Annotated in this window: 26 protein-coding genes; 5 read left to right on the forward strand and 21 right to left on the reverse strand. The window is 43.2% G+C overall.

All coding sequences use genetic code 11. The annotated features are described in order from the left end of the window. The first annotated feature begins 147 nt into the window (after nt 1-147). Nucleotides 148-528 (forward strand): large conductance mechanosensitive channel protein MscL, encoded by a 381-nt coding sequence (mscL, locus tag SM123_RS06980; RefSeq protein WP_021152922.1) that lies wholly within the window; start codon nt 148-150, stop codon nt 526-528. 100 nt (nt 529-628) lie between these two features. On the opposite strand, the gene rpsU is transcribed toward mscL, so the two are convergent. After that, entirely contained in the window at nt 629-805 is a 177-nt protein-coding gene (gene rpsU, locus SM123_RS06985) for a 30S ribosomal protein S21 (protein WP_000048054.1), read from the reverse strand. A 178-nt stretch (nt 806-983) separates the two neighbouring features. On the opposite strand from rpsU, the gene SM123_RS06990 reads away from it, so the two are divergent. Beyond that, complete coding sequence (locus tag SM123_RS06990; RefSeq protein ID WP_049490569.1) at nt 984-1,952, forward strand: NAD(P)/FAD-dependent oxidoreductase; 969 nt, start codon at nt 984-986, stop codon at nt 1,950-1,952. Between the two features lie 290 nt (nt 1,953-2,242). Here the strand turns inward: SM123_RS06990 and whiA are convergent, their stop codons facing one another. The 11 genes from whiA to cdaA all read right to left on the reverse strand — a co-directional run bounded on the left by whiA (nt 2,243) and on the right by cdaA (nt 11,686). Next, nucleotides 2,243-3,160 carry a DNA-binding protein WhiA gene (gene whiA, locus SM123_RS06995; RefSeq protein ID WP_003006525.1) on the reverse strand — a complete coding sequence of 306 codons (918 nt, stop codon included), beginning with the start codon at nt 3,158-3,160 and terminating at the stop codon, nt 2,243-2,245. Beyond that, entirely contained in the window at nt 3,157-4,134 is a 978-nt protein-coding gene (locus SM123_RS07000; protein ID WP_129824247.1) for a YvcK family protein, read from the reverse strand. The genes whiA and SM123_RS07000 overlap by 4 nt, the downstream gene beginning before the upstream one ends. Further along, nucleotides 4,131-5,021 (reverse strand): RNase adapter RapZ, encoded by an 891-nt coding sequence (gene rapZ / locus SM123_RS07005; protein ID WP_049483889.1) that lies wholly within the window; start codon nt 5,019-5,021, stop codon nt 4,131-4,133. Before rapZ ends, SM123_RS07000 begins: the two co-directional genes overlap by 4 nt. Nucleotides 5,022-5,098: 77 nt before the next feature. Then, nucleotides 5,099-5,482 (reverse strand): RidA family protein, encoded by a 384-nt coding sequence (locus SM123_RS07010; protein WP_003006514.1) that lies wholly within the window; start codon nt 5,480-5,482, stop codon nt 5,099-5,101. 18 nt (nt 5,483-5,500) lie between these two features. Beyond that, complete coding sequence (locus SM123_RS07015) at nt 5,501-5,665, reverse strand: hypothetical protein (RefSeq protein ID WP_003006512.1); 165 nt, start codon at nt 5,663-5,665, stop codon at nt 5,501-5,503. Between the two features lie 51 nt (nt 5,666-5,716). Further along, nucleotides 5,717-7,030, reverse strand: coding sequence for a GTPase ObgE (gene obgE / locus SM123_RS07020; RefSeq protein WP_320909316.1), 1,314 nt, complete (start codon nt 7,028-7,030; stop codon nt 5,717-5,719). 33 nt (nt 7,031-7,063) lie between these two features. After that, complete coding sequence (locus SM123_RS07025; RefSeq protein WP_003011566.1) at nt 7,064-7,195, reverse strand: DUF4044 domain-containing protein; 132 nt, start codon at nt 7,193-7,195, stop codon at nt 7,064-7,066. A 117-nt stretch (nt 7,196-7,312) separates the two neighbouring features. Further along, nucleotides 7,313-8,674 carry an Ig-like domain-containing protein gene (locus SM123_RS07030; RefSeq protein WP_320909317.1) on the reverse strand — a complete coding sequence of 454 codons (1,362 nt, stop codon included), beginning with the start codon at nt 8,672-8,674 and terminating at the stop codon, nt 7,313-7,315. Nucleotides 8,675-8,719: 45 nt separating this feature from the next. Then, nucleotides 8,720-10,069, reverse strand: a complete 1,350-nt coding sequence (gene glmM, locus SM123_RS07035; protein ID WP_129824250.1) for a phosphoglucosamine mutase — start codon at nt 10,067-10,069, stop codon at nt 8,720-8,722. 22 nt (nt 10,070-10,091) lie between these two features. Further along, nucleotides 10,092-10,841, reverse strand: a complete 750-nt coding sequence (locus SM123_RS07040) for a CdaR family protein (protein WP_049523653.1) — start codon at nt 10,839-10,841, stop codon at nt 10,092-10,094. Then, nucleotides 10,838-11,686: a diadenylate cyclase CdaA gene (gene cdaA / locus SM123_RS07045; RefSeq protein WP_320909318.1), complete on the reverse strand. Its 849-nt coding sequence runs from the start codon at nt 11,684-11,686 to the stop codon at nt 10,838-10,840. The genes SM123_RS07040 and cdaA overlap by 4 nt, the downstream gene beginning before the upstream one ends. A gap of 103 nt (nt 11,687-11,789) precedes the next feature. Here cdaA and murT point away from each other — a divergent pair, with 103 nt between their 5' ends. The 3 genes from murT to SM123_RS07060 are packed head-to-tail and all read left to right on the forward strand — an operon-like array spanning nt 11,790 to nt 14,186. Beyond that, nucleotides 11,790-13,133 carry a lipid II isoglutaminyl synthase subunit MurT gene (gene murT, locus SM123_RS07050; protein ID WP_320909319.1) on the forward strand — a complete coding sequence of 448 codons (1,344 nt, stop codon included), beginning with the start codon at nt 11,790-11,792 and terminating at the stop codon, nt 13,131-13,133. Then, a complete protein-coding gene (gatD, locus tag SM123_RS07055; protein WP_320909320.1) occupies nt 13,133-13,921 on the forward strand; it encodes a lipid II isoglutaminyl synthase subunit GatD in 789 nt (262 codons plus the stop codon). The genes murT and gatD overlap by 1 nt, the downstream gene beginning before the upstream one ends. Nucleotides 13,922-13,931: 10 nt before the next feature. After that, entirely contained in the window at nt 13,932-14,186 is a 255-nt protein-coding gene (locus SM123_RS07060) for a LapA family protein (RefSeq protein WP_031573378.1), read from the forward strand. A 52-nt stretch (nt 14,187-14,238) separates the two neighbouring features. On the opposite strand, the gene SM123_RS07065 is transcribed toward SM123_RS07060, so the two are convergent. From SM123_RS07065 to murA, 9 genes are all read right to left on the reverse strand, one after another. Further along, on the reverse strand, nt 14,239-15,426 hold the full coding sequence (locus SM123_RS07065; protein WP_320909321.1) for an MFS transporter: 1,188 nt from the start codon (nt 15,424-15,426) through the stop codon (nt 14,239-14,241). 108 nt (nt 15,427-15,534) lie between these two features. Then, complete coding sequence (locus tag SM123_RS07070; RefSeq protein ID WP_320909322.1) at nt 15,535-16,713, reverse strand: MFS transporter; 1,179 nt, start codon at nt 16,711-16,713, stop codon at nt 15,535-15,537. Nucleotides 16,714-16,734: 21 nt separating this feature from the next. Further along, on the reverse strand, nt 16,735-17,610 hold the full coding sequence (locus SM123_RS07075) for an XRE/MutR family transcriptional regulator (RefSeq protein ID WP_320909323.1): 876 nt from the start codon (nt 17,608-17,610) through the stop codon (nt 16,735-16,737). 4 nt (nt 17,611-17,614) lie between these two features. Next, nucleotides 17,615-17,971 (reverse strand): hypothetical protein, encoded by a 357-nt coding sequence (locus SM123_RS07080; RefSeq protein WP_320909324.1) that lies wholly within the window; start codon nt 17,969-17,971, stop codon nt 17,615-17,617. Between the two features lie 205 nt (nt 17,972-18,176). Further along, complete coding sequence (locus tag SM123_RS07085; protein WP_320909325.1) at nt 18,177-20,084, reverse strand: ABC-F family ATP-binding cassette domain-containing protein; 1,908 nt, start codon at nt 20,082-20,084, stop codon at nt 18,177-18,179. A gap of 103 nt (nt 20,085-20,187) precedes the next feature. Then, nucleotides 20,188-20,910, reverse strand: a complete 723-nt coding sequence (locus SM123_RS07090; RefSeq protein WP_009732560.1) for a M57 family metalloprotease — start codon at nt 20,908-20,910, stop codon at nt 20,188-20,190. 81 nt (nt 20,911-20,991) lie between these two features. Continuing rightward, on the reverse strand, nt 20,992-21,831 hold the full coding sequence (locus SM123_RS07095) for a DNA/RNA non-specific endonuclease (RefSeq protein ID WP_320909326.1): 840 nt from the start codon (nt 21,829-21,831) through the stop codon (nt 20,992-20,994). 83 nt (nt 21,832-21,914) lie between these two features. Continuing rightward, on the reverse strand, nt 21,915-22,103 hold the full coding sequence (locus SM123_RS07100; protein ID WP_024056063.1) for a DNA-directed RNA polymerase subunit beta: 189 nt from the start codon (nt 22,101-22,103) through the stop codon (nt 21,915-21,917). Continuing rightward, entirely contained in the window at nt 22,093-23,376 is a 1,284-nt protein-coding gene (gene murA, locus SM123_RS07105) for a UDP-N-acetylglucosamine 1-carboxyvinyltransferase (RefSeq protein ID WP_320909327.1), read from the reverse strand. The genes SM123_RS07100 and murA overlap by 11 nt, the downstream gene beginning before the upstream one ends. Between the last annotated feature and the right edge of the window lie 25 nt (nt 23,377-23,401).

The following is a 23,401-nucleotide window of genomic DNA, read 5'->3' on the forward strand; positions in this document are numbered from 1 at the left end:
TTTTTTCCTACCGATTTCACACATAAAAGAAAAGATTTTCAACCTTTATCACTAATTTTAAAAAATGAGGCATATTCCTTGTCAGTCGAATATTTTTCCGTTATACTATCATAGTAAAAAATTATTATGAAAGGACATATTTAGGATATGTTAAAAGATTTGAAAGCTTTTCTCCTTCGTGGGAATATTGTTGACCTTGCTGTAGCAGTCGTTATCGGAGCTGCATTTGGAGCTATCGTAACATCACTTGTTAACGATATCATCACTCCACTTATTTTGAAACCAGCTATGAAAGCTGCTGGTGTTGATAAGATTGCTAATTTGTCATGGAACGGTGTTGCATACGGTAGCTTCTTGAGCGCTGTGATCAACTTCCTTGTTGTTGGTACTGTTCTTTTCTTCGTAGTGAAAGCTGCTGAAAAAGCTCAAAACCTTGGTAAAAAAGAAGAAGCTGTCGAAGAAGAAGCTCCTGCTCCTACTCAAGAAGAGTTGCTTACTGAAATCCGCGACTTGCTTGCAAACAAATAATCAGATAAAAAGATCCGATCTTCTAGCTAGAAGATCGGTTTTTTTGTCTTTAACGGATGAAAAAAACAAAAAACAGACCGAAGTCTGTTCTTGTATTCAATTAGAATTTTTTACGTTTACGAGCTGCTTCTGATTTACGTTTACGTTTTACAGAAGGTTTTTCATAGAATTCACGTTTGCGTGTTTCTTGAAGAGTACCAGCTTTAGTAACCGCACGTTTGAAACGACGAAGAGCATCGTCAAGAGATTCATTCTTACGTACTACTGTTTTTGACATATTTTTCACTCCCTTCAAGCCTAAAATCTTAATAATTTTATCACACTTTAAGGACGCTGTCAAGATCTTTTGAAACTTTTCTAGCCCTCCTAGCCTTCATGTCATTTCTTTTTCCAACTTTTTCATTCTTCCCATTTTATGATACAATGGAAACAAAGAAAACCCTGAAGGAGATACTATGTCAGAAATTTATGATATTACAATTGTTGGGGGCGGACCAGTTGGTCTGTTTGCTGCTTTTTATGGCAATATGCGCCAAGTAAAAGTCAAACTGATTGATTCCTTACCTCAACTGGGAGGGCAACCAGCTATTCTCTATCCAGAAAAGAGTATCCTCGATGTACCTGGCTTTACCAATTTGACTGGTGAAGAATTGAGCAACCGCTTGATCGAGCAAGTCAAACGGTTTGATACACCGATCTTTCTCAATGAAACTGTAGAGGATATTCGAAAAGAAGGCGACCTCTTCACCATCACTACTTCTCGCCAAGTGCATCAGTCTAAAGCAGTCATTATAGCCATGGGCGGTGGTGCCTTTAAGCCACGCGCCCTTGACATTGAGGGAGCTGAAGACTTTGATAACGTCCACTATCATGTTTCGAACATCCAACAATATGAAGGACAGCAGGTGACCGTCCTTGGTGGTGGAGACTCTGCTGTAGACTGGGCTCTTGCTTTTGACAAGATTGCTCCAACTACGATCATTCATCGTCGGGATAACTTCCGTGCTTTAGAACATAGTGTAGAAGAACTCAAACAATCTTCTGTTAGCATCAAAACACCATTTGTTCCTAGCCGCTTGATTGGCGAAAATGGTCATGCCACTCATCTTGAAATCACAAAAGTTAAAACCGATGAAACCGAACTCATTCCGATTGATCACTTATTTGTCAACTATGGCTTTAAATCTTCAATCGGAAACTTGAAAGAATGGGGTGTAGAATTGCAACGCCATAAAATCAAGGTCAACCAAAAACAAGAAACCAGCCTTCCTGGAATTTATGCTTGTGGAGACTGCTGCTTCTATGAAGGAAAGATCGATCTCATCGCTACAGGTCTGGGGGAAGCTCCAACAGCCGTAAACAATGCCATCAACTACATCTATCCAGATAAGAAAGTCCAACCAACCCACTCAACTAGTTTATAATAAAAAAGGCCTTTGGCCTTTTTTAAATTGAAGTCAAACTATTTTAAGTTAATCGATTCTGCAAAGAAGTAAAAATGAGTTCCTATTTTTAGTATGAATCAAGAAAATACAAAAACTTTCCGCTGCGAGAAAAGTGCCTGAAACATTACGTTTCAGGCACTCGGGAGTTTTGAGACATTAGGCTAAAAACTAAGTCATGGAACTTCTACGAAGTTCGCTGACGTCCGTACTCACCTAAGGAAAGTTTTTAAAAAGACTTTAACCTCATTATGAAAGGCCTTTGGCCTTTTTTATTTGTCTAAATCGTCTGCGATCTTATTGATCTTACGCAAGCGGTGGTTAACACCGCTTTTTGAAATAGGTTGTTGCAAACTATCGGCGATCTGCTGGATAGAATAATCTGGATGGTTCATCCGGATATAGGCAACTTCCTGCAGGTCACTTGGTAAACTTCCTAGACCGACCGTATCCACAATTTTACTAATATTATTAATGGTTTTCATACTGGCTGTGACTGTGCGCTGGATATTGGCCATTTCGGCATTATTGGCCCGATTGAGGTCATTGCGCGTCTCTCTCATGACCTTGATAGACTCAAATTCCTGCATGGCTTGCATGGCCTCTACTACAATGAGAAAATCAATAATATCTTCCGCTCGTTGCAGATAGGTCACCACCCCTTTTTTCCGCTCGATGGTTTTCGCATCTAGTAAAAATCCTTGCATAAGAAGGGCAATTCCTTCTGCGTGGTCTGTATAAACAGAATGAATTTCCAACTGGTACTTCCCTTTTTCAGGATCCTTGATGGAACCACTCGACAGAAAAGCTCCTCGAAGATAAGCACGACTGGCTACTTCATCTTCTAAAACACTGGCATCAATACCTGTTTCAATCCCAAAGAAGGCATCTGCCAAATGCAAGTCAGCTAGAATCTCTTCCACCTTTTCATCCAAGAATACTGTGTAGACACGATTTTTTTTCAAATTGGTTTTTTGGTGGTGGCGAATATCCGATTTGGCCTCATAGAAATGATGCAACAATTCATAAATATGGCGGGCAATCTTGGCATTTTCTGTCGTCACCGAAAGCGTCAAGCCCCCCATTGAAATCCCAAGACTTCCAGACATCTTGATAATGGCAGCCAATTCGCTCTTTTCAAATCGCTTGAGAGACAATAATTCTTCTTTGACACGAACCGTAAAACTCATTTTCTCACCTGCACGATCTGCATCAGCTCTTCGACCACTTTTTCGCCATCATGAAAGGCTCCTCCATTGACCAACTTCAAGAAATCGGAAGAAATCACTTGAGGAACTTGTGAGTGTAGCCCCTTAAAATCGTGCTCTACCTGCACTAAGTATTCATCAAATTTGTTACTGTTCATGTAAACTGCGGGAACCTGATTGATATTGACAAGGACGGTATCGATGAACTTCTCTCCCAAATGTTTATGGAGAACGGCAACGTGGTCACTGTCTGTGAAATGCTCGGTTTCTCCTCTTTGGGTCATGATGTTACAAACATAGGCTACCTGAGCCTTGGTTTCAAGGATGGCTTTCCCAATCTCATCGATCATCAAATTAGGAAGGATAGAGGTAAAGAGCGAACCAGGACCCAAGACGACCATATCACTTTCAAGAATAGCTTCCACCACTTTCTTACTAGCTTTTGGACGCTCTTGATCAAAGGTATTGGTCACATAGACATGATCAATCATGCCGGTGTAGTTGGCAATGTGGCTTTCTCCTACCACTTCTTTTCCATCTTGAAAGACGGCATGAAGGGTCAAAGGACTATCACTGGAAGGATAGATCTTGCCGGTCGTATGGAAGAATTTAGTTAACAACTGCATGGCATTATAGGTCGAGCCTTGCATCTCTGAAATCCCTGCAATGATCAAGTTTCCCAAAGGGTGGCCAGCCAAAGGGCCATCATCGTCAGCAAAGCGGTATTGAAAGACCTTCTCATAAAAACGAGGCATATCTGACATGGCAACCAGCACATTTCGAAGATCCCCAGGTGGTGTCAATTTTTGAATGTTCTTCCGCAATTCACCTGAACTCCCGCCATCATCTGCAACGGTTACAATGGCAGTGATATCGACCGGTTTCTTTCTCAGACTATCGAGAATAACAGAAATCCCTGTTCCTCCTCCAATAACGGTTACTTTAGGTTTTCTCATGAGCGATTCACCGTTTCTTTCCGTCTGTCCTTGTCTCTATGACTGCAATTGACCTGCCAATTTTTTTCTAAATCATGCGCTAAGCGCTCTGCAAAGGCTACTGAACGGTGTTGCCCACCGGTACATCCCATAGCAATGGTGAGAACGGATTTACCCTCACGTTTATAGGACGGTAAAATAGGAACAATCAAGTCATGAAGATGACTGTAAAACTCCTCTGATTCAGGGTGATCCATGACATAATCATAGACTGCTGGATCCTGACCGGTTAAATTCCGAAGTTCCAATTTGTAGTAGGGGTTTGGAAGGAAACGCACGTCAAAGACAAGGTCAGCATCGATCGGAAGGCCATATTTAAACCCAAATGACATGACCTCAACCCGAAAATCTGGCTGATTATCTTGACTGGCAAATTGTTCTGCGATCGTTTTTCTCAGATTACGAGGCGTCAACTCAGTCGTATCCACCACATTTTGACTGATATTTTTTAAAGGGGACAAGAGTTCGCGCTCTAGGGTAATCCCATCTAAGACACGGCCATCTGCCGCTAATGGATGGCTACGACGGGTTTCCTTGTATCGTGCTACCAACTCACTATCAGTGGCATCCAAGAACAAGACCTTGAAATCGAGGTCTTCTTGGTTGTCCAATTCATCCAAAATGGTGCGAATTTCATTGAAAAAAGAACGGCTCCGCATATCCACAACAACGGCTAATTTATTGTTATCGGGACTGTGGCGCATGAGCTCAATAAATTTCAGCAAGAGCGCGGGTGGCATATTATCGATGGTAAAGTAACCCAAATCCTCAAACGATTGGATGGCGACGGTCTTTCCAGCACCGCTCATCCCTGTTACCATGACCAGTTGAATCTTACTTTCTGTCATTTTCTCCTCCCATAAATAAAACAGAGTGGCCTACAGTTTCCTGCTCTCCACTCTGTCTTTTTGTCTTTGAATGGTTATTAGGCCTTAATTTCCGCAATAACTTCAATTTCAACCTTCACATCACGTGGCAGGCGTGCTACTTCAACAGCAGATCGAGCTGGAAACTCTGTAGTAAAGACTGTTTTATAGACCTCATTAAAAGGTACAAAGTCATTCATATCACTTAAGAAACAAGTGGTTTTCACCACGTGGTCAAAGTCTGTCCCAGCCTCTTCCAAAATAGCCCCAATATTCTTTAAGACTTGTTCTGTTTGTTCTTGGATGGTTTCGCCAATGATTTCGCCTGTTTCAGGTGACAAGGGAACTTGTCCACTTGCAAAGAGAAGATTCCCTACGATTTTCCCTTGAACATAAGGTCCAATTGCTGCGGGTGCTTTGTCTGTATGAATTGTTTTTGCCATAGTATTCTCCAAGTCTATTTACTTCTGCTGGTTTTCTTTTGCTAATTTTTCCCTTTGTAAGCGCAATTTGCGCTTAGGATTTAGCGTATTAAAGAGTTCTTCTAGTTTTTCAGCATTCCAAACATCGGCTGCTGAAACAAAATTTCCATTTTCATCTCGAAAAGATATTGGTTTATCTCCCACTGAAAAAGCCTCACTTCTTATTTGGAATCCTTGATCCGCTGGGGATCTATCCTAATCTACAAACTCAAATTCAAAATTACCGATCCGGACGATATCGCCATCTTTTGCCCCACGCGCACGGAGAGCTTCATCAACACCCATGCCACGCAATTGACGAGCAAATTTCATGACCGCTTCATCACGATCGAAATTCGTCATATTAAAGAGTTTTTCAAGTTTTTCACCAGACAAGACCCAAGCGGCATCATCATCCCGACTGATGTCAAAGGCTGGCTGGTCTTCATCAAAGCCATAGTAGACTTCTTCTTGAGCCATTTCGTCTTCTGAATACAAGAGGAATTCTGGTGTTTTGTCTAACAATTCTGCCGTTGCTTCTAACAAGTTGTCCAAACCTTGATGCGCCAAACTAGAGATCGGGAAGATCTGTGGCAGTTCATCAAACTCATCGTAATTGGCAGCCAATTTCTTCTTGAACTCTTTCAAGTTTTCTTGGCTCTCTGGCATGTCCATCTTATTTGCCACGATAATCTGAGGCCGCTCCATCAAACGAAGATTATAGGTTTCAAGCTCTTTATTAATTTGAACATAGTCTTCATAAGGGTCACGTCCTTCACTGGCTGACATATCAATAACATGCAAGATAACACGGGTGCGCTCGATGTGGCGAAGGAACTGGGTTCCGAGTCCGACCCCTTGGCTAGCCCCTTCAATCAATCCAGGAAGGTCTGCGACTGCAAAGGATTCACCTGACGGTGTCCGAACCATGCCCAAATTTGGAACGATGGTTGTGAAATGATAAGCTCCAATCTTTGGTTTGGCTGAAGTGATCACACTGAGAAGGGTTGATTTTCCAACAGAAGGAAAGCCAACCAAACCAACGTCTGCCAAGACCTTGAGTTCTAATTCGAGTTCGCGTTCCTGACCAGGCTCCCCATTCTCAGAAATCTCTGGGGCTGGATTTTTAGGAGTGGCAAAACGAATGTTTCCACGTCCGCCACGGCCACCGTGGGCAACAATGTACTCTTGTCCATTCTCGACTAGGTCCGTAATGACCTTGCCAGTCTCAGCATCTCGGACGGTCGTTCCTTGCGGTACTCGCACATAGAGATCTTCTGCTCCCCGTCCGTGCATCCCTTTGGTCATTCCTTTTTCCCCATTTTGGGCTTTGAAATGCCGGTTATAACGGAAGTCCATCAAGGTACGCAAGCCTTCGTCTACAACGAAGATGACATTGCCACCACGACCTCCATCACCACCCCAAGGTCCGCCATTAGGGACATATTTTTCACGGCGAAAGGCCACCATGCCATCGCCGCCATTTCCAGCCTTGACCTTAATCTTGGCTGTATCTAAAAACATACTCATAAATAGATGATTTCCTTTATTTCTGCGTGCGTCTTAGTAAGAAAGAGCACCAATTGCGGTTGCAAAGATTGCACCAACCGTTACAATCAACATAATCACAATGACAACCATCGTGATCATTTCAAATGGTGTTTTTTTACGTTTTCCGTTATCTCCAAAAGCCACTTCTAATACCTCGATTACTATAAATTCATTAGCCCTATTTTACCACGAAATAGGGGATTTTTCAAATCGAGCCTACACAAAAAGACCAGACAGAAGTCTGATCTTTCATTGATCATTTTAAGAATCTTTTTTTACACGTAAAATACCAACCGATAGAACTGCTAGGAAGACACCCATGATAAGAACCACCGGTGTCATCTTTTCACCTGTACTTGGAAGAACTTTTTTCTTACCAGGTTTTGGGGCTTCTTCTTTAACAGAAGATGAAGATGATTTCAATGAAGAACTTGATGTGGATATTGAGTTCGATGTAGAACTGGAACTCGTTGAAGATGATGAACTTGATGAAGAACTAGAACTCGTTGAAGATGATGAGCTTGATGAAGAACTAGAACTCGTTGAAGATGATGAGCTTGATGAAGAACTAGAACTTGATGAGGAGGTTGAGCTAGATGTCGGTGGCGTTTGATCTTTCTCACCTAATCCCTCTCCGGTTCCTGATTCCAATCTCACCTCACGGGTTAAACTACGCGGTGCTGGGAAATTGGTTGCCGTCCATGTTAATGTATTATGGACAATATCACCGACTTTAGTTCCAGGAGCTACTTTTGTAGAATATTCAATATACATTGGCCAATTGTAATTATCACCAAATTCAATTGTAAAACCTGTGATCTTTCCATCTGCATTCTTATCGAAAACAGCTTTTTTAGTAAAGTTATCTAGAACTGGGAGACTCAAGATCTGAGCTTCGTTCTTGATCCCACCTTCTACAGGAGCATAGCGAACCGCACGCAAGCTACCTTCAACTAAAGTTAAACCATCTCCGAACTGGTCTTTAATAACCATTCCACGAAGCATATCTTGGCGGGCATTTAAGATAATTCGCCATTTAATAATGGTTGGATCAGACTTATCTTGGTAGCCATATTTCATCTCATAGTCTCCAGCTTCTCCATCAGTCTTTTCATAATTCAATGAAAAATCTGTATTGCCTAGTTTAAATTGGATTGGGGATGTTTTAGTGACCACTTCTGAGTCTACTTTTACATCAAAATGCAAGGCAACTCGCTTGTTAAGTGGATGAGATGCGAAATAATCATTAAAGGTAACGGTCACTGTTTTCTTACCTGTATCAACGACAGCTTTCCCCACAGTTTGACCATTTGATTGGCCTTCCTCAAGAACATTGAATTCCAATGCTGTGTAGAGGGTTAATTCTTTTGGTAAGCTAATTGTTAAAGTATCACCAGCTTGAATGGCTTGCGAATCAGGGAAGGTCAAAGAAATGCTTGCTGACAATTTTTCATTCGTCAACACCTTGCTGCCATTCGTTAAAGGATTGCCATCTTTCGTTAAGCGTGCTGTCTGTGTATAAGACGAGACTTCAGCGGCCTGAATTGTTTTAGTCAAACCAGCTGTGAATAGAATCGTTAGCACTAAGACAAGTGACCATACAATTTGACGGACCTGTTTCATAAATTCCTCCTCTGCTCGCCTGTTTGCGAGCTATTTTTTATAGATTTAAAGACCAATTTCTGCTTGGACAACTGCAGCAATGGTATCCACATAGTAATCGACTTCTTGGTCGGTAGGAGCTTCTGCCATGACACGAAGGAGGGGTTCAGTTCCACTTGGACGCACGAGGATGCGTCCATTTCCTGCCATTTCCGCTTCCATTTTTTCAATGATTTCACGAATAGCAGGCACTTCCATCGCCTTGTCTTTCATGCTATTTTCAACCCGGATATTGACCAGTTTTTGTGGATAAATGGTTACTTCAGCAGCCAATTCAGATAATTTCTTGCCGGTTTCTTGCATGATTTTTGTCAATTGAACGCCTGTTAATTGACCATCACCTGTTGTGTTGTAATCCATGATGACTACGTGACCAGATTGTTCACCACCAAGATTGTATCCTGACTTGCGCATTTCTTCGACCACATAACGATCTCCAACAGCTGTGATTTCTTTTTGAATTCCCTTCGCATCTAATGCCTTGTGGAAGCCGAGATTGGACATGACGGTTGTGACGATCGTATTTTTTTCGAGCAAGCCCTTGCTTGAAAGATAAGAACCGATGATGTACATGATCTTATCTCCGTCAACGATTTCTCCATTTTCATCAACAGCAATCAAGCGATCGCTGTCTCCGTCAAAGGCAAGACCAATCGCTGCACCTACTTCTTTGACTTTCTCTTGCAAATGCTCTGGGTGAGTAGAACCAACCCCATCATTGATGTTCAAACCATCTGGGTTTTCACCGATGACAGTCAATTGAGCTCCCAAATCTGCAAAGATTTGACGGGCACTAGTAGAGGCTGCACCATTTGCTGTATCTAAGACTACGTGCATGCCCTCGAGTTGGACGCCTGTCGATACAAGGAATTCTTGATACTTACGCAAGCCTTCTGGATATTCCATGACTGTTCCTAAACCTTGGGCACTTGGACGTGGAAGCGTATCTTCAGCAGCATCAAGCAAGGCTTCAATTTCAAGCTCGCGATCGTCATCCAATTTGAAGCCATCACCACCAAAGAATTTGATGCCATTATCCAAGGCTGGATTGTGGCTAGCAGAAATCATAACTCCGGCGCTGGCTTTTTCCGTACGAACTAGATAAGCGACACCTGGTGTTGCAATCACACCCAACTTGTAGACGCGAATTCCAACAGATAAGAGGCCAGCAATTAAGGCATGCTCTAACATTTCACCAGAAATACGTGTATCACGTCCAACAAATACCAAGGGCGTTTCTTCTTCGTGTTGGCTCAAGACATAGCCACCGAAACGGCCTAGTTTAAAAGCCAATTCTGGCGTTAATTCTACATTTGCTTCTCCACGGACACCGTCCGTTCCAAAATATTTACCCATTCTTCATTACCTTTTTTACTTTCTAATTACTTGAACTGGAGGAGGTCGACGACGAACTGCTTGAGCTTGACGTAGACGAGCTACTCTTTGTGGTCACTTGAATCCGTGTTTCACTCGGATTGACCAGACCTGGTAGAACATTTCCTTGGGCATCTACTGCATTTAAGGAAATGGTTCCGCTATAATTTCCACTAATGATCTCACTGGATGGGAAGACCGCTTGGACATGATCAATGCGACTCAAGGTTTCTTGATCGCTGGTCACTTCTACCTTGGTGGTTTCAAGAGAAATATTCGAAACCGTTATTCCATCCACAATTTGATTGTCCGGGATCGTAGCCCTGACAGCAAACGATTTTTTGGCTTTCTTCCCGATTTTTACAGAAACTTTTTGAGGCTCTACGGTTGCGGTCAAACCTGCTGGAAGATCTTCTACAATCAAAGGAACTTCGACGGTACCTTCCTTGGCCTTACGAATATCCGCTACCACGCGAAACTTCCGAGTTCCCGGCTGCATTTCGCTTGCTAGAGCGACCCGGTTTGAACCCTTTAGAAAGACTGTTACTTCCGATGTTAACCCACTGACAAAGTATGTCTTGTCATTGTACTTGGCATCAATCGGAATATTGGTCAAGGTATTGGTGTAGGTCTCTGAACTCACTTGTCTAGCGCTGCTATTATTTTGAAAATTAAAGGATGACGCATTAATAAACAAGATAAAGGACAATAAGACGGAGGCAAAAACATAAAGAAATTCTTTTTTCGATCTCATTTTGTCACCCTCCCAAATAGACGCTCTTTCCAACTAGTCGTTTTATTCTCTTCAGGAACCAAGAAGGCTCTCAATTCTGCCTCGAACTCGTCTAAGGTTAAATCGTGTCGGAAGGTTCCATTATAGGTCATAGAGATCCCGCCCGTTTCTTCTGATACCACAAAGGTAAAGGCATCCGAAACTTCAGACAAACCAATGGCTGCGCGGTGACGCGTTCCGAACTCTTTTGAAATTCCAGTGTTTTCGGTCAAGGGCAGGTAGGCACAAGAAACAGCGATTTTATCATTGCGGACAATGACGGCTCCATCATGCAAGGGAGTATTAGGAATGAAGATATTAATCAGCAATTCTCCTGAAATATCTGCATCTAATGGAATCCCTGTGGAAATATATTCCTGAAGGGTTCTGGCTCCTTGAATGGCTACCAAGGCACCAATCTTACGTGGGCTCATATAAGCCACCGCCTTAACATAGGCCTGTACCATCTTCTCTTCTTGACTGACTTCACTCGTCGTAAAGAATTCTGTCGCTCGACCCAGACGTTCTAAACCAATCCGAATCTCAGGGGAGAAAATCACAACCAGAGCGATAACCCCATAGGTAATGACTTGATTGATCAGCCATGAAATAGTCGTAAGACCTAAGAAATTGGCTAAAAACTGCACCAAGAAAAAGATAATAACTCCACGAACCAAAATCATGATCTTGGTCCCGACGATGGCCTTGATCAAAAAATACAACAACCAAGCCACCAGGGCAATATCGATGATATTGATAACAACACTCCACCAATTCGGGAACAAACTGGTCCAAAATTGTGGATTTGTAAACTGTTGAATATTCATATTCTCATACCTACCACTTCTCTAAAAGACATCATCCTATTATAACACGTTTCAACAGATTTTTCTGTAACCTTCTGGTGCTTTTTATGATAAAATATGATTTATGAAGATAAATACAACCTTGGGCCTTCTGGCAGGAAAGCTTTCCGGCTCTATTCTAGAAAAAATGGGGCGGGGATCTACCCTACCAGGTAAAGTAGCCCTCAAATTTGATAAAGATATTCTCAGTCAACTGGCAAAAAACTATGAGATTGTTGTGATTACAGGGACAAATGGGAAAACCCTAACCACTGCGCTAACCGTAGGTATTCTCCAAGAAGCTTTTGGACCGATTTTAACCAATCCAAGTGGGGCCAATATGATCTCTGGGATTACAACAACCTTCTTACGAGCCAAACATTCGAAATCAAATCGACCGATTGCGGTACTTGAAATTGACGAGGCCAGCCTCTCTCGGATTTGTGATTATATTAAGCCCAGCCTTTTTGTGGTCACCAATATTTTCCGAGACCAGATGGACCGCTACGGTGAGATCTATACAACCTACCAAATGATTTTGGATGCCATTCACAAGGTCCCAACTGCGACGGTTCTGTTAAATGGAGATAGTCCGCTCTTTCATAGTCAGACCTTATCCAATCCGATTCAATATTATGGATTTGATACAGAAAAATCAGAGCCACAACTAGCCCATTACAATACGGAAGGAATCCTCTGTCCGCATTGTCACAACATCCTCAAGTACAAGCTCAATACCTATGCTAACCTTGGCGACTATGTTTGTGAGCACTGTGGTTTCCACCGGCCACCTCTGACCTATGCCGTATCGGACCTCCTCTCTTTAACCCAGCGCTCTTCCAACTTCCGTATCCAAGGGCAAGACTACCACATCAATATCGGTGGTCTCTACAACATCTACAATGCCTTAGCAGCTGTCTCTGTTGCCGGATTCTTTGGAGTGCAACCTGAAGTCATTAAGCAAGGATTTGATCGCAGTCGCGCTGTCTTTGGTCGTCAGGAAACCTTTAAGATTGGGGATAAGGAATGTACCTTGGTCCTGATCAAAAATCCGGTTGGTGCGACCCAAGCCATTGAAATGATCAAACTAGCGCCTTATTCCTTTAGCTTGTCGGTCCTCCTCAATGCGAATTATGCAGACGGAATCGATACGAGCTGGATTTGGGATGCCGACTTTGAGCAAATCACCCAGATGGATATTCCAGAGATCAATGCTGGCGGGGTGCGCCACTCTGAGATTGCTCGACGACTTCGGGTCACTGGCTATCCTGCTGAAAAGATCACAGAAATGGCTGATTTAAAAGAGGTCTTCCAACACATCAAGCAACAGGAAACCCCTCACGCTTACATTTTAGCTACCTATACAGCCATGCTAGAATTCCGTGAACTCTTGGCCCAAGAACACCTGATTGAAAAGGAGATGCACTAATGACTTATACTTCCCTAGAATCTTCTGATCAGGCACAGTATCCCTACAGCCTGCGCATTGCCCATCTCTATGGCAACTTAATGAATACCTATGGGGACAATGGGAATATCCTCATGCTCAAGTACGTTGCGGAAAAGCTTGGAGCCCATGTCACTGTTGATATCGTCTCTCTCAAAGACCGGTTCGATCCTGATGCCTACGATATCGCCTTTTTCGGCGGCGGACAAGACTACGAGCAGACCATTGTATCTGAAGACCTACCAGATAAAAAAGAAGACCTCGAACGCTTCATTCATGACGACGGGGTAGTCCTTGCCATCTGTGGTGGCTTTCAGCTTCTAGGCCAATACTACATTGAAGCTTCTGGCAAACGCATTGAGGGCCTCGGTATTATGGGCCACTATACGCTCAACCAAGTCAACAACCGCTATATCGGTGATATCAAAATCCATAACGAAGAATTTAACGAAACCTATTATGGTTTTGAGAACCACCAAGGTCGGACCTTCTTGGCTGAGGATGAAAAACCACTGGGCAAGGTCGTCTATGGAAATGGGGACAACAAAGAAGATGGATGCGAAGGGGTTCATTACAAGAACGTCTTTGGCAGCTACTTCCACGGTCCTATCTTGTCCCGAAATGCCAATTTGGCCTATCGCCTAGTGAGCACTGCTTTAAAAAATAAATATGGCAAGGACCTTTCCCTACCGGCTTATGAGGAGATTCTAAGCCTAGAGCAGCCGGAAGAATACGCTGATGTGAAAAGCAAGGCCCCTGCTGAACAATAAGGAGATAATGATGAACAAAAATAATCTACACTACATTGCTTTATTACTTTTAATTTTATTGATTGCTGGTATTTCCCTTGCAAACATGCAATCGGTTACCGTAAATTTCCTCTTGGTCCAATTTAAATTGCCTTTGATCATTCTGATCTTGCTCTGTGTCCTCTTAGGTGCATTCGTCATGAATTTGATTAATTTTTCAAAGGGCTTCTCCCTAAAAAGAGAACTCAAGAGCACTCAAAAACAACTGGAAGAAGCAAAAAAATAAATCAAGACAGAAGAAAAAGAAAACAACTAAAAAGCACCGGTCGGTGCTTTTTTCATGCTGATGTACCTTCTTTTGCTTGTAATTTCTTGGCGACTACTTGAGCTAGGAGTGAAAAGAGGATGACGCCAGCTCCAATCAGGAGAAAGGATTCTACTCGGACACTTGGTAACCAGGTCATCAATCCTTTAGCTACGGGCATAAAGAGAATGGCTAGGGTAAAAATGGTGCTTAAGACCCGGCCCAGATAGTCTCCTTCTACCTTGGTTTGAACCTGGGTAAAAAAGTGAATGTTAAAAATTGTCATAAAGAGTTCGCAGACCAAATTTCCAGAAAAGGAGAGAAAATGCGGAAGGGGCAAGCCCATCATGAAGACTCCTACTCCTGTTAAAATCAATAAGAAAAGTAGCATCTCCATGCTTGATTTAAATTTATTGGCGATCAAGGCTCCGATGATAGAGCCGATAGCGCCCAAGGTTAAGATGGTCGCATAGGCTCCTTTGACCCCGTAAAGGCGATTGGAAAAGGGGAGTAAAAACTCAAAAGCTGCAAAAAAGAAATTGACGCTGGAAGCCACCAACAAGAGAAAGAAAATCTCTTTCTGATGCCAGATATAGTGCAATCCATCCTTCATATCCGAAAAAATATCTTTTCCCGTAAACCGTTTCTTCTCTTGAGCTCTGGCTTCTTCTTTCGGAAGGAATGCCACTAGGACAAAGGCGATGAAAAAAGTTAGCGCGTCCAGCAAGAGGGTCGCATGGAGACTGGCAAATTGTAAAACAAGGAAAGAGAACACAGGAGAGCTGACACCAACAACCTGTAAGACCAACTCCAAGTGGGCATTATAGGTCACAATCTCATCCTTCTCTACAACTTCTGTGATAATGGCTTTATTGGCTGTACGAGAGAAAGCAAAGGCAATGGCCTGAACAATATTGGCAAAAATCAGGGCCGCAATCATCAAGCTATCATTCGTGATAAAAGAAATGCCCAAACAAAGGAGACCACAAACCAAGTCGGTTGTCATCAAAATCTTGCGACGGGAAAAACGGTCTGAGATCACGCCTCCAAATGGATTGACTAGAATGGAGGTGACGAGTTCAGAAATCTGATAGATCCCCAACACTGTCTTTCCTACCGTCCCCATCGAGGCCAGCCAAACACTGTTCCCATAGTCATAGAGCATATTTCCCATTCTATTGATCGCCCCACGAGCAATTAATTGGACTGCATGTCGATTCATAAAAAACCTCCTTCATTTTCTGAAACTATTGTATCAGTTCATGAAAGAGGTTTTCATTTTGTCCCCTATTTGGGAAAAATAATGGTTTACAAATTTATCAAAGGATCCCTACTGTTCTTTTGATTGAAGCTGCTTAGCTACTAGTTGAGCCAAGAGTGAAAAGAGAATAACCCCAGCTCCAATCAAGAGAAATGATTCCATACGGACGCTTGGCAACCAAGTCATCAACCCTTTGGCGATGGGCATAAAGAGAACAGCCAAGGTATAAATTGTGCTCAAGACTCTCCCCAGATAATCATCTTCCACCTTGGTTTGTACTTGGGTAAAAACGTGGATGTCGAAAATGGTCACAAAAAATTCACAGACCAGATTTCCTGAAAAGGAAAGATAAGGTGGAAGGGGCAAGCCCATTATGAACACTCCTATCCCTGCCATAAGCAGTAAAAACAGGAGAATTCTCATACTTGATATCATTTTATTGGCAACAAGTGCTCCTAGAATAGATCCAATAGCTCCCAGCGTTAAAATGGTCGCATAAGCTCCTTTAACCCCGTATAGACGATTCGAGAAGGGAAGTAAAAACTCAAAAGCCGCAAAAAAGAAATTGACGCTAGAAGCCACTAATAAGAGAAAGAAAATCTCTTTCTGACGCCAGATATAGTCTAACCCATCCTTGATATCAGAAAAAATATCTTTCCCGGTAAACTGTTTCCTCTCTTGCACCTTAGCTTCTTCTTTCGGAAGGAAAGCCACTAGGACAAAGGCAATGAAAAAGGTCAGCGCATCTAATAAGAGGGTCATATGAAGACTGGCAAATTGTAGAACTAGGAAAGAAAAAACAGGTGAACAGACACTAACAACCTGTAAGACTAACTCCAAGTGAGCGTTATAGGTCACAATCTCTTCTTTCTCTACTACCTCGGTAATAATAGCTTTATTGGCAGGTCGAGAAAAACCAAAGGCAATGGCCTGAACAATATTGGCAAAAATAAGAGCCACAATCATCAAGCTATCATTTGTGATAAAAGAAATCGCCAAACAAAGGAGTCCACAAACCAGGTCGGTCGTCATCAAAATCTTGCGACGAGAAAAACGGTCTGAAATCACTCCTCCAAAAGGATTCACGAGAATCCCTGTCACTAACTCAGAAATTTGATAGATCCCTAATACCGTCTTTCCTATAGTCCCCATCGAGGCTAGCCAGACACTATTTCCATAGTCATAGAGCATATTTCCAATTTTGTTAATAGCTCCACGACTAATTAATTGGACCGCATGTCGGTTCATAAAATCTCCTTTATCACTGTCCTATTTAGAACATTCATTTTTTACAAATTTATCAAAGTGTTCTTGATAATAGGCCACCTGCTCCGGCAGTCCCAGCACGTCAAAAATATGCATGGCTTCCTGCATTTGCTGCCGCCCTTCTTCTGTTTGCCCCTTTTGGTACCGAGCAAATCCCTTAAGATAATGAAAAACATTGCGTTCGTAGAGCTTGATGCTCTTGCCGATAATCTTTTCTACATAGACTTCAAAATAGCTGGCATTTTCAAAAGAACAGTGTTCTAAACAATGCTGGTAGCAATTCAGGGCTAGAATCAAGACCAGTTTGCGATGGCGACCAATTTCCTTGTAGAAATCTTCACGCTCCATCACTTCTCTCCCAAGCCGTGTGACATAGTCCACCTCATAAAAGCTGTAGAGATTGCCAAAGAGGATCAATTCATACATGGTCCATTCTTCCGTTTGAAAGAGATAATCCGCCACCTTGTCCAGATCACGCTGCTTCATCGAGAAGCTGGCATCTCTCTGGCAAATCAGGCCTTGTAGCAGGATCCAGTTCAGTTCAAAATAGAGGGGATTGGTGGAATGTTTGGCTTTTTCAAGTTGTTCTCTTTGAAGTTTTTGAAAACCTGCAATATCATTTGCGTAGTATAGCGGAATAATCTGAGCCATCAAAGCGACATGCTGATGGTGTTGAAAATTTCTGGCCTTATCCATAAAATTCTCAATCGTCACATGGATATTGTCCAAAATGTCAAAGAAGCGCGACGCAGCCAGATCCGACTCCCCCAATTCAAAACGAGATAATTGGGAGGTCGAGCAAGCTTCTCCTGCAGCTTCTTTTAACGAATAATTTTTGCTGATTCGAAATTCACGAAAAACTTTGCCTAAATCTTCCATTTGATTACCACTTAAATTCCTTTAAGTGCCTTTCTAACTCTTGCAAGTACCCTTCGTAGAATCCTTGATCTTCTTTCACGGAAACATCTAATTGTCTTAAGTAGGAAATCAGCCAATCAACCAATAGATCATACTGATGAAGAGGTAGGCGTTTCATCTGCTCTTCAACAAAAGAAATGGCCTCTGCAAAGCGCTGCTCTTCTAGAACTTGCTGAAGATAGTGAGACCCGTTGATGAGTCTTCCTTCCTCATCCTCATACTGACCCAAATCTAAATTTTGAATCTGTAGGCGCAAAGTTGTACCAATCATGTCGGCTACACCTTTAACCTGCTTCATAAACCAATCATTTTCAGTCGCCATAATGTTCTCCTTATACAAATTAGAAAACTATACTTACTGCGCTAGTTCTTCCCATTCTAGCATGGCTTCTTCTTGGGCCGTGGTCAGCTGGTTGATTTGCTACTGGCTCTCCATGAGTTCGCCAGCGTCAGTGGCCCGCAGCTTCTTTTAACGAATAATTTTTGCTGATTCGAAATTCACGAAAAACTTTGCCAAGATCGTCCATCTATTCCACCTGCTCTGACAGTTCTGCCCACTCTTCCATGACTGCTTCCTGCTGGACAGTTAGTTGATCCAGCTCGCTTTGGAGTTGGACCAAGTCGGCTGCATCGTTGGTGCTATGCATGGTTTCGGTGATGTCTTGGATTTTCTGATCCAGCTCTTCCATTTCTGCTTCCAATTGCTCAATGCGACGAGTGATTTTCCGGAGTTCCTTTTGGTTTTGCTTTTGCAGATGATAGTCATTGCTGGTGACTTCTTCGGCCGAAGAAACAGGCATAGCTTCTGCTTGTGCTGCAGCAAGGGCCTCTAACTCCGCTTTTTTCTCCAGATAATAATCATAGTCTCCTAGATAAAGAGTTGAGCCTTCTTCCGACAGTTCCAAGACTTGTGTAGCCACCCGATTGATAAAGTAACGGTCGTGACTGACAAAGAGCAGGGTGCCATCAAAATCAATCAAGGCATTTTCCAGCACTTCCTTACTATCGATATCCAAGTGGTTGGTCGGCTCATCGAGAATCAAGAAGTTGTTATTCTCCATGGACAGCTTGGCCAAGAGCAGACGCGCCCTCTCTCCACCCGACAGCATGCCGACGGTTTTCTTGACATCATCCCCAGAGAAAAGAAAGGCTCCCAGTCGATTGCGAATTTCTACTTCTGGCGTCAGTTTAAAGTCATTCCAGAGCTCATCCAAGACACTGTTGTGAGGCGTTAGTTTACTTTGGGTCTGGTCATAGTAACCCACCTCGACATTGGCCCCAAAACGAGCTTCACCCTTGATAAAAGGAATCTGCCCGACGATGGACTTGATTAAGGTCGATTTCCCGATCCCATTTGGTCCCACAATAGCGACCGCATTCATCTTGCGGATATCCAGATTAATAGGCTCTGAGAGGATTTGATCGTCATAGCCGACGGCTGCCTCTTCTACTGTCAGGACGACATTTCCCGAAGTCTTATCAGCATGGAAGGTCATATGGGCAGACTTGGTCCCAGCTTCAGGCTTGTCTAGGCGCTCCATTTTTTCCAACTGCTTACGCCGAGACTGAGCCCGCTTGGTAGTCGAAGCCCGCACCAAATTGCGATTAACAAAGTCTTCGAGAGCAGCTATTTCTTTTTGTTGCTTCTCGTAGTTCCTGGCTTCGGTCAACAATTTTTGCTCTTTTTGCTCGACAAAGCTAGAGTAATTGCCGACATAGCGGTCCAAAGAATGCTTGGTCAAGTCCAGTGTAATGGTAGCAACTTTATCGAGAAAATAGCGGTCGTGGCTGACAATGAGAAGGGCCCCGCTATAATTGACCAGATAGTTTTCCAACCAGGCGATGGTCTCAATATCCAAGTGGTTGGTCGGCTCGTCCAGTACCAAAAGATTTGGTTTTTCTAGAAGCATCTTGGCCAGAGCGAGACGGGTATTTTGCCCACCAGATAGCTCTTCAATCTTCATCTGCCACATAGACTCATCAAACTTGAAGCCGTTGAGAATAGCTCGGATATCTGCTTCATAGGTGAAGCCACCTGCCTGACGGAATTCTTCCGATAGTCGGTCATAGTCCTGCATGAGTTTTTCTAAGTCAGCCCCAGTTTTTTCCCCCATCTCAAGTTCCATCTGGCGCAAAGTTTTCTCCGTTTTACGGAGATCGTCAAAGACGTGGAGCATCTCATCGTAGATAGTATTGGACGACTCAAAGCGACTATCCTGGGCTAAATAAGAGAGAGAAAGGTCGCGCTTTTTATTGATTTCCCCAGAAGTTGGTTCTTCTTCCCCCACCAAGATTTTCAAGAGCGTAGACTTACCTGCTCCGTTCTTTCCGACCAGGGCAATCCGGTCTCGTTCATCCACTTGCAGGCTGATATTATCAAAAAGAACCTCCCCTGCAAAAGAGCGTTCAATTTTGTTGGCTTGTAAAATAATCATGTCCTTATTTTACTATCTTTTTTCATATTAAACAAGGAAAGACGAGCCATCAAAAAAATCCTGAGCCCTTGGGGCCCAGAACTTTTCAATGATAAATTGTATTTTATTCTTCCTTGTACAATTGTCGGACTGCTTCCACATCTGTATCCTGGATACTGTAGAAGGAGCCAGCCGGTTGCATGACCGATTCTCCATCAGTGTGGTCCAGCCCAATCGCATGGCCTAGCTCATGCTCAGCTGTATTGACAATTCGATCATAACTATAGTTATAGACATAATTTAAAAGATAATGGCGATTGAGACGCACTGTGATGTGGGTGAAGCGGTTGGTTAAGAGGTTGGTCTGAGAGGCAGTCTCTCCAGCAGCAGAAACCGATGCGTTATCCATTTCCGTCAAGACCACATTAGCCTCTTTTTCATTTGTAACCAGCTTGAAGGTAAAGGCGCCTGTTTGGTTCCAAGCCTCAATAGCATCCCGATAAGCTTTTACAAAAGTTTGACTGATATTGGGATCCAGGTAGACCGTAGCTTCCGCTTTTTCCCAGCGAGCGCCACTATGCTCATGATTGTCCGTCTGCGTGGTCTGTGAGCTAGGTGTCATTCCAAACCGCGATGCAAAGCCCTGATCACCAAATAAATTGCCAACCTGATAGACAACCTTTTGGGCAGCTCGTCCAAATCCATCCATACCAGAACTAGGAGAATCTGTGAAATAGATGATCCCCACTAGGACGAGAAAACTGATCGCAATGGTCCAGAAAAATCCCCAAAAAAGACTCCAAGCCATGCGAAGGATTCCTCTGAAAAATCGAAAAATGGTTCTCATACATTCTCCTTTCTCTTAAAGAAGGTATGCAATTGTAACACCCCATTCTTAAAAATAACTTAAATAACTACGTTTTCCAGCTTATTGATGAACGGTTACTTTTCCTGTCTGGTAATCCAGGCTAATCCCACTTTGAACATTAGGAACAAAGACATTGAACTCAAGGGACCCATCACTCGATTTGGCTTCGATCTGTGATCCTAATGGAATCAGATCTTCTGGATGGTTGTAGATCAAGGTCACCCGATAGCGGATCCGCTTGTTCTTATCCAGTGCTTTTCGGACCAGGGTCTCATAATAGTTTTGACCGGCGGAATGAGGATCATTGGCTTGATTGGACCAAGCCGTTTGTACAGCGATATTTTTGGGATTGCTAGTCGAAGCATCGAAACCTTTGAGATTACCGATCAAGGCGTAGCCCAATAGATGACCGCGATCCACAGCATGGTCATACTCGCCTGACAGATGATGGACCTGATGCCAACCTGCTGGTTTCCAATCGGTTAGACCACTTCCTGTTGCCTCCCGATCTCTATACTGGCGAGTCGCCTTGGTCATAATAGCGTTCGCAACCGTCGGCACGGTCTTTCCATTGACTTCTTTTGTCTTGTTATCTGCATAGGGTTGACTAGCCACACTGGCATCCAGATCTGTTCGATTTCCCTTAACTACAAAGGCTCCAGCACCATTCCATTCCAAGTCATTTCCTAATTGTGAACGGGCAGATTTCGTTAGTACAGAGCTAGCTAACTCTTTACTAGGTGTTTCTTGCTGGCTACTAGTTACCACCGAAACAACCTGATCCGTTGCTTCTTTTACCGCCGGTTGATTAAAATAATAGCCCCCAATAGCTAGGGCCGTTGCCACCACAAAACCTGCTAGGGTTTGTTTGGTTCGTTTGCTTACTGTTTGTTTTGCCATATCTCTCTCCAAAAAAGAGCAGCGCTAGATGGGTCATTGACTCGATTCGCTGCTCTCCTTTTTACTCAATTTTAGTTAAAAGCTTATTTGCCTGTTAGCTTTCCAATGATCTCTGACCAAGTGTCCGGAGAGAGAATGGACCATGGATTTTTCCCATCGCCAATCACTCCATAGCCAATGACCAAGCCAACTGCAAAAATGATGATGGCAATCACAGCCAACAGGAGGACAATTCCTAGCTGTTTTCCAACATAGCGAAGATTAGTTTTCATCGTCTTCTTCCTCTACACGTTTCACGTCTGCACCTAGTGCCACCAATTTCTCATGGAATTGATAATAACCACGATCTAAGTGACTTAATTTGCTGACCTTTGTTTCTCCTTCTGCCACTAAGCCCATCAAGACAAGCGTTGCACTCGCGCGCAAATCGGTCGACATGACCTCTGCACCTTGGAAGCTTTCACCTCCTACGATACGAGCTGTATCCCGCATAATATCTGAGTGAACGCCCATTCGACGCATCTCTTCCAAATGTTGGAAACGATTCTCAAAGACGGTTTCAATCATGGTGGACTCACCCTTAGCCATGGCCATCAAGGCTGTAAATTGAGCCTGCATATCAGTTGGGAATCCTGGGTACGGAAGAGTTTTAACGGTTACTGGACGAAGCTTACTGATATCCGATTGAATCCGAATTCCATTTTCTTCCTCGGTTACCGTTACACCCATCTCCTGCATCTTAGATAGAAGCGGACGGTTGTGTTCCCAAATGGCATCTTCGATCAAGACATCTCCACCAGTCATGGCTGCCCCAATCATAAAAGTTCCAGCTTCGATGCGGTCTTGCACGACATTGTGGTTTGCACCGTGCAAGCTCTCCACACCAACAATGGTCAAGGTCTCAGTTCCTGCTCCCTTGACGTTAGCCCCCATTTTATTTAGCAAGAGTGCTAGGTCAACAATTTCAGGTTCCCGAGCTGCATTTTCAATCACAGTAACTCCATCTGCCAAGGTTGCCGCCATCATAATATTTTGTGTCGCCCCTACTGATGGGAAGTCCATATAGATGTGTGCACCCTTGAGACGATCTGCTTTTGCTTCAATATAGCCGGCCGTTTGGGTAATTTCAGCTCCCATAGCTTCCAGACCTTTGAGATGGAGGTCAATCGGACAACTACCGATCGTACAGCCTCCAGGCATGGAAACTTTGGCATGGCCATTGCGTGCCAAGACAGGACCTAGGACAACGATAGAAGCCCGCATCTTACTCACATATTTATAAGGCGCTTCCTCTGATAATTTTGCTTGCGCATCTACGACAACTGTATTGTCTTCTTCATTGAAGGTTACTTGTGCATTCAACCCACGAACAACATTGTTCATTGTAAAGACATCTGATAAAACAGGTACATTTTTCAAGGTTGTCACGCCCTCGCTTGCTAGAACTGTTGCAGCAAGAAGAGGAAGGACAGCATTTTTTGCTCCTTCGATTTTGACGGTTCCAACCAGTCGATTATGACCACCATTAACGATTATTTTTTCCATACGGGATTGTTCTCCAATTTCTTAA

The organism is Streptococcus sp. S5 (genome assembly GCF_034134805.1).
GTDB classification, from domain to species: Bacteria; Bacillota; Bacilli; order Lactobacillales; family Streptococcaceae; genus Streptococcus; species Streptococcus lingualis.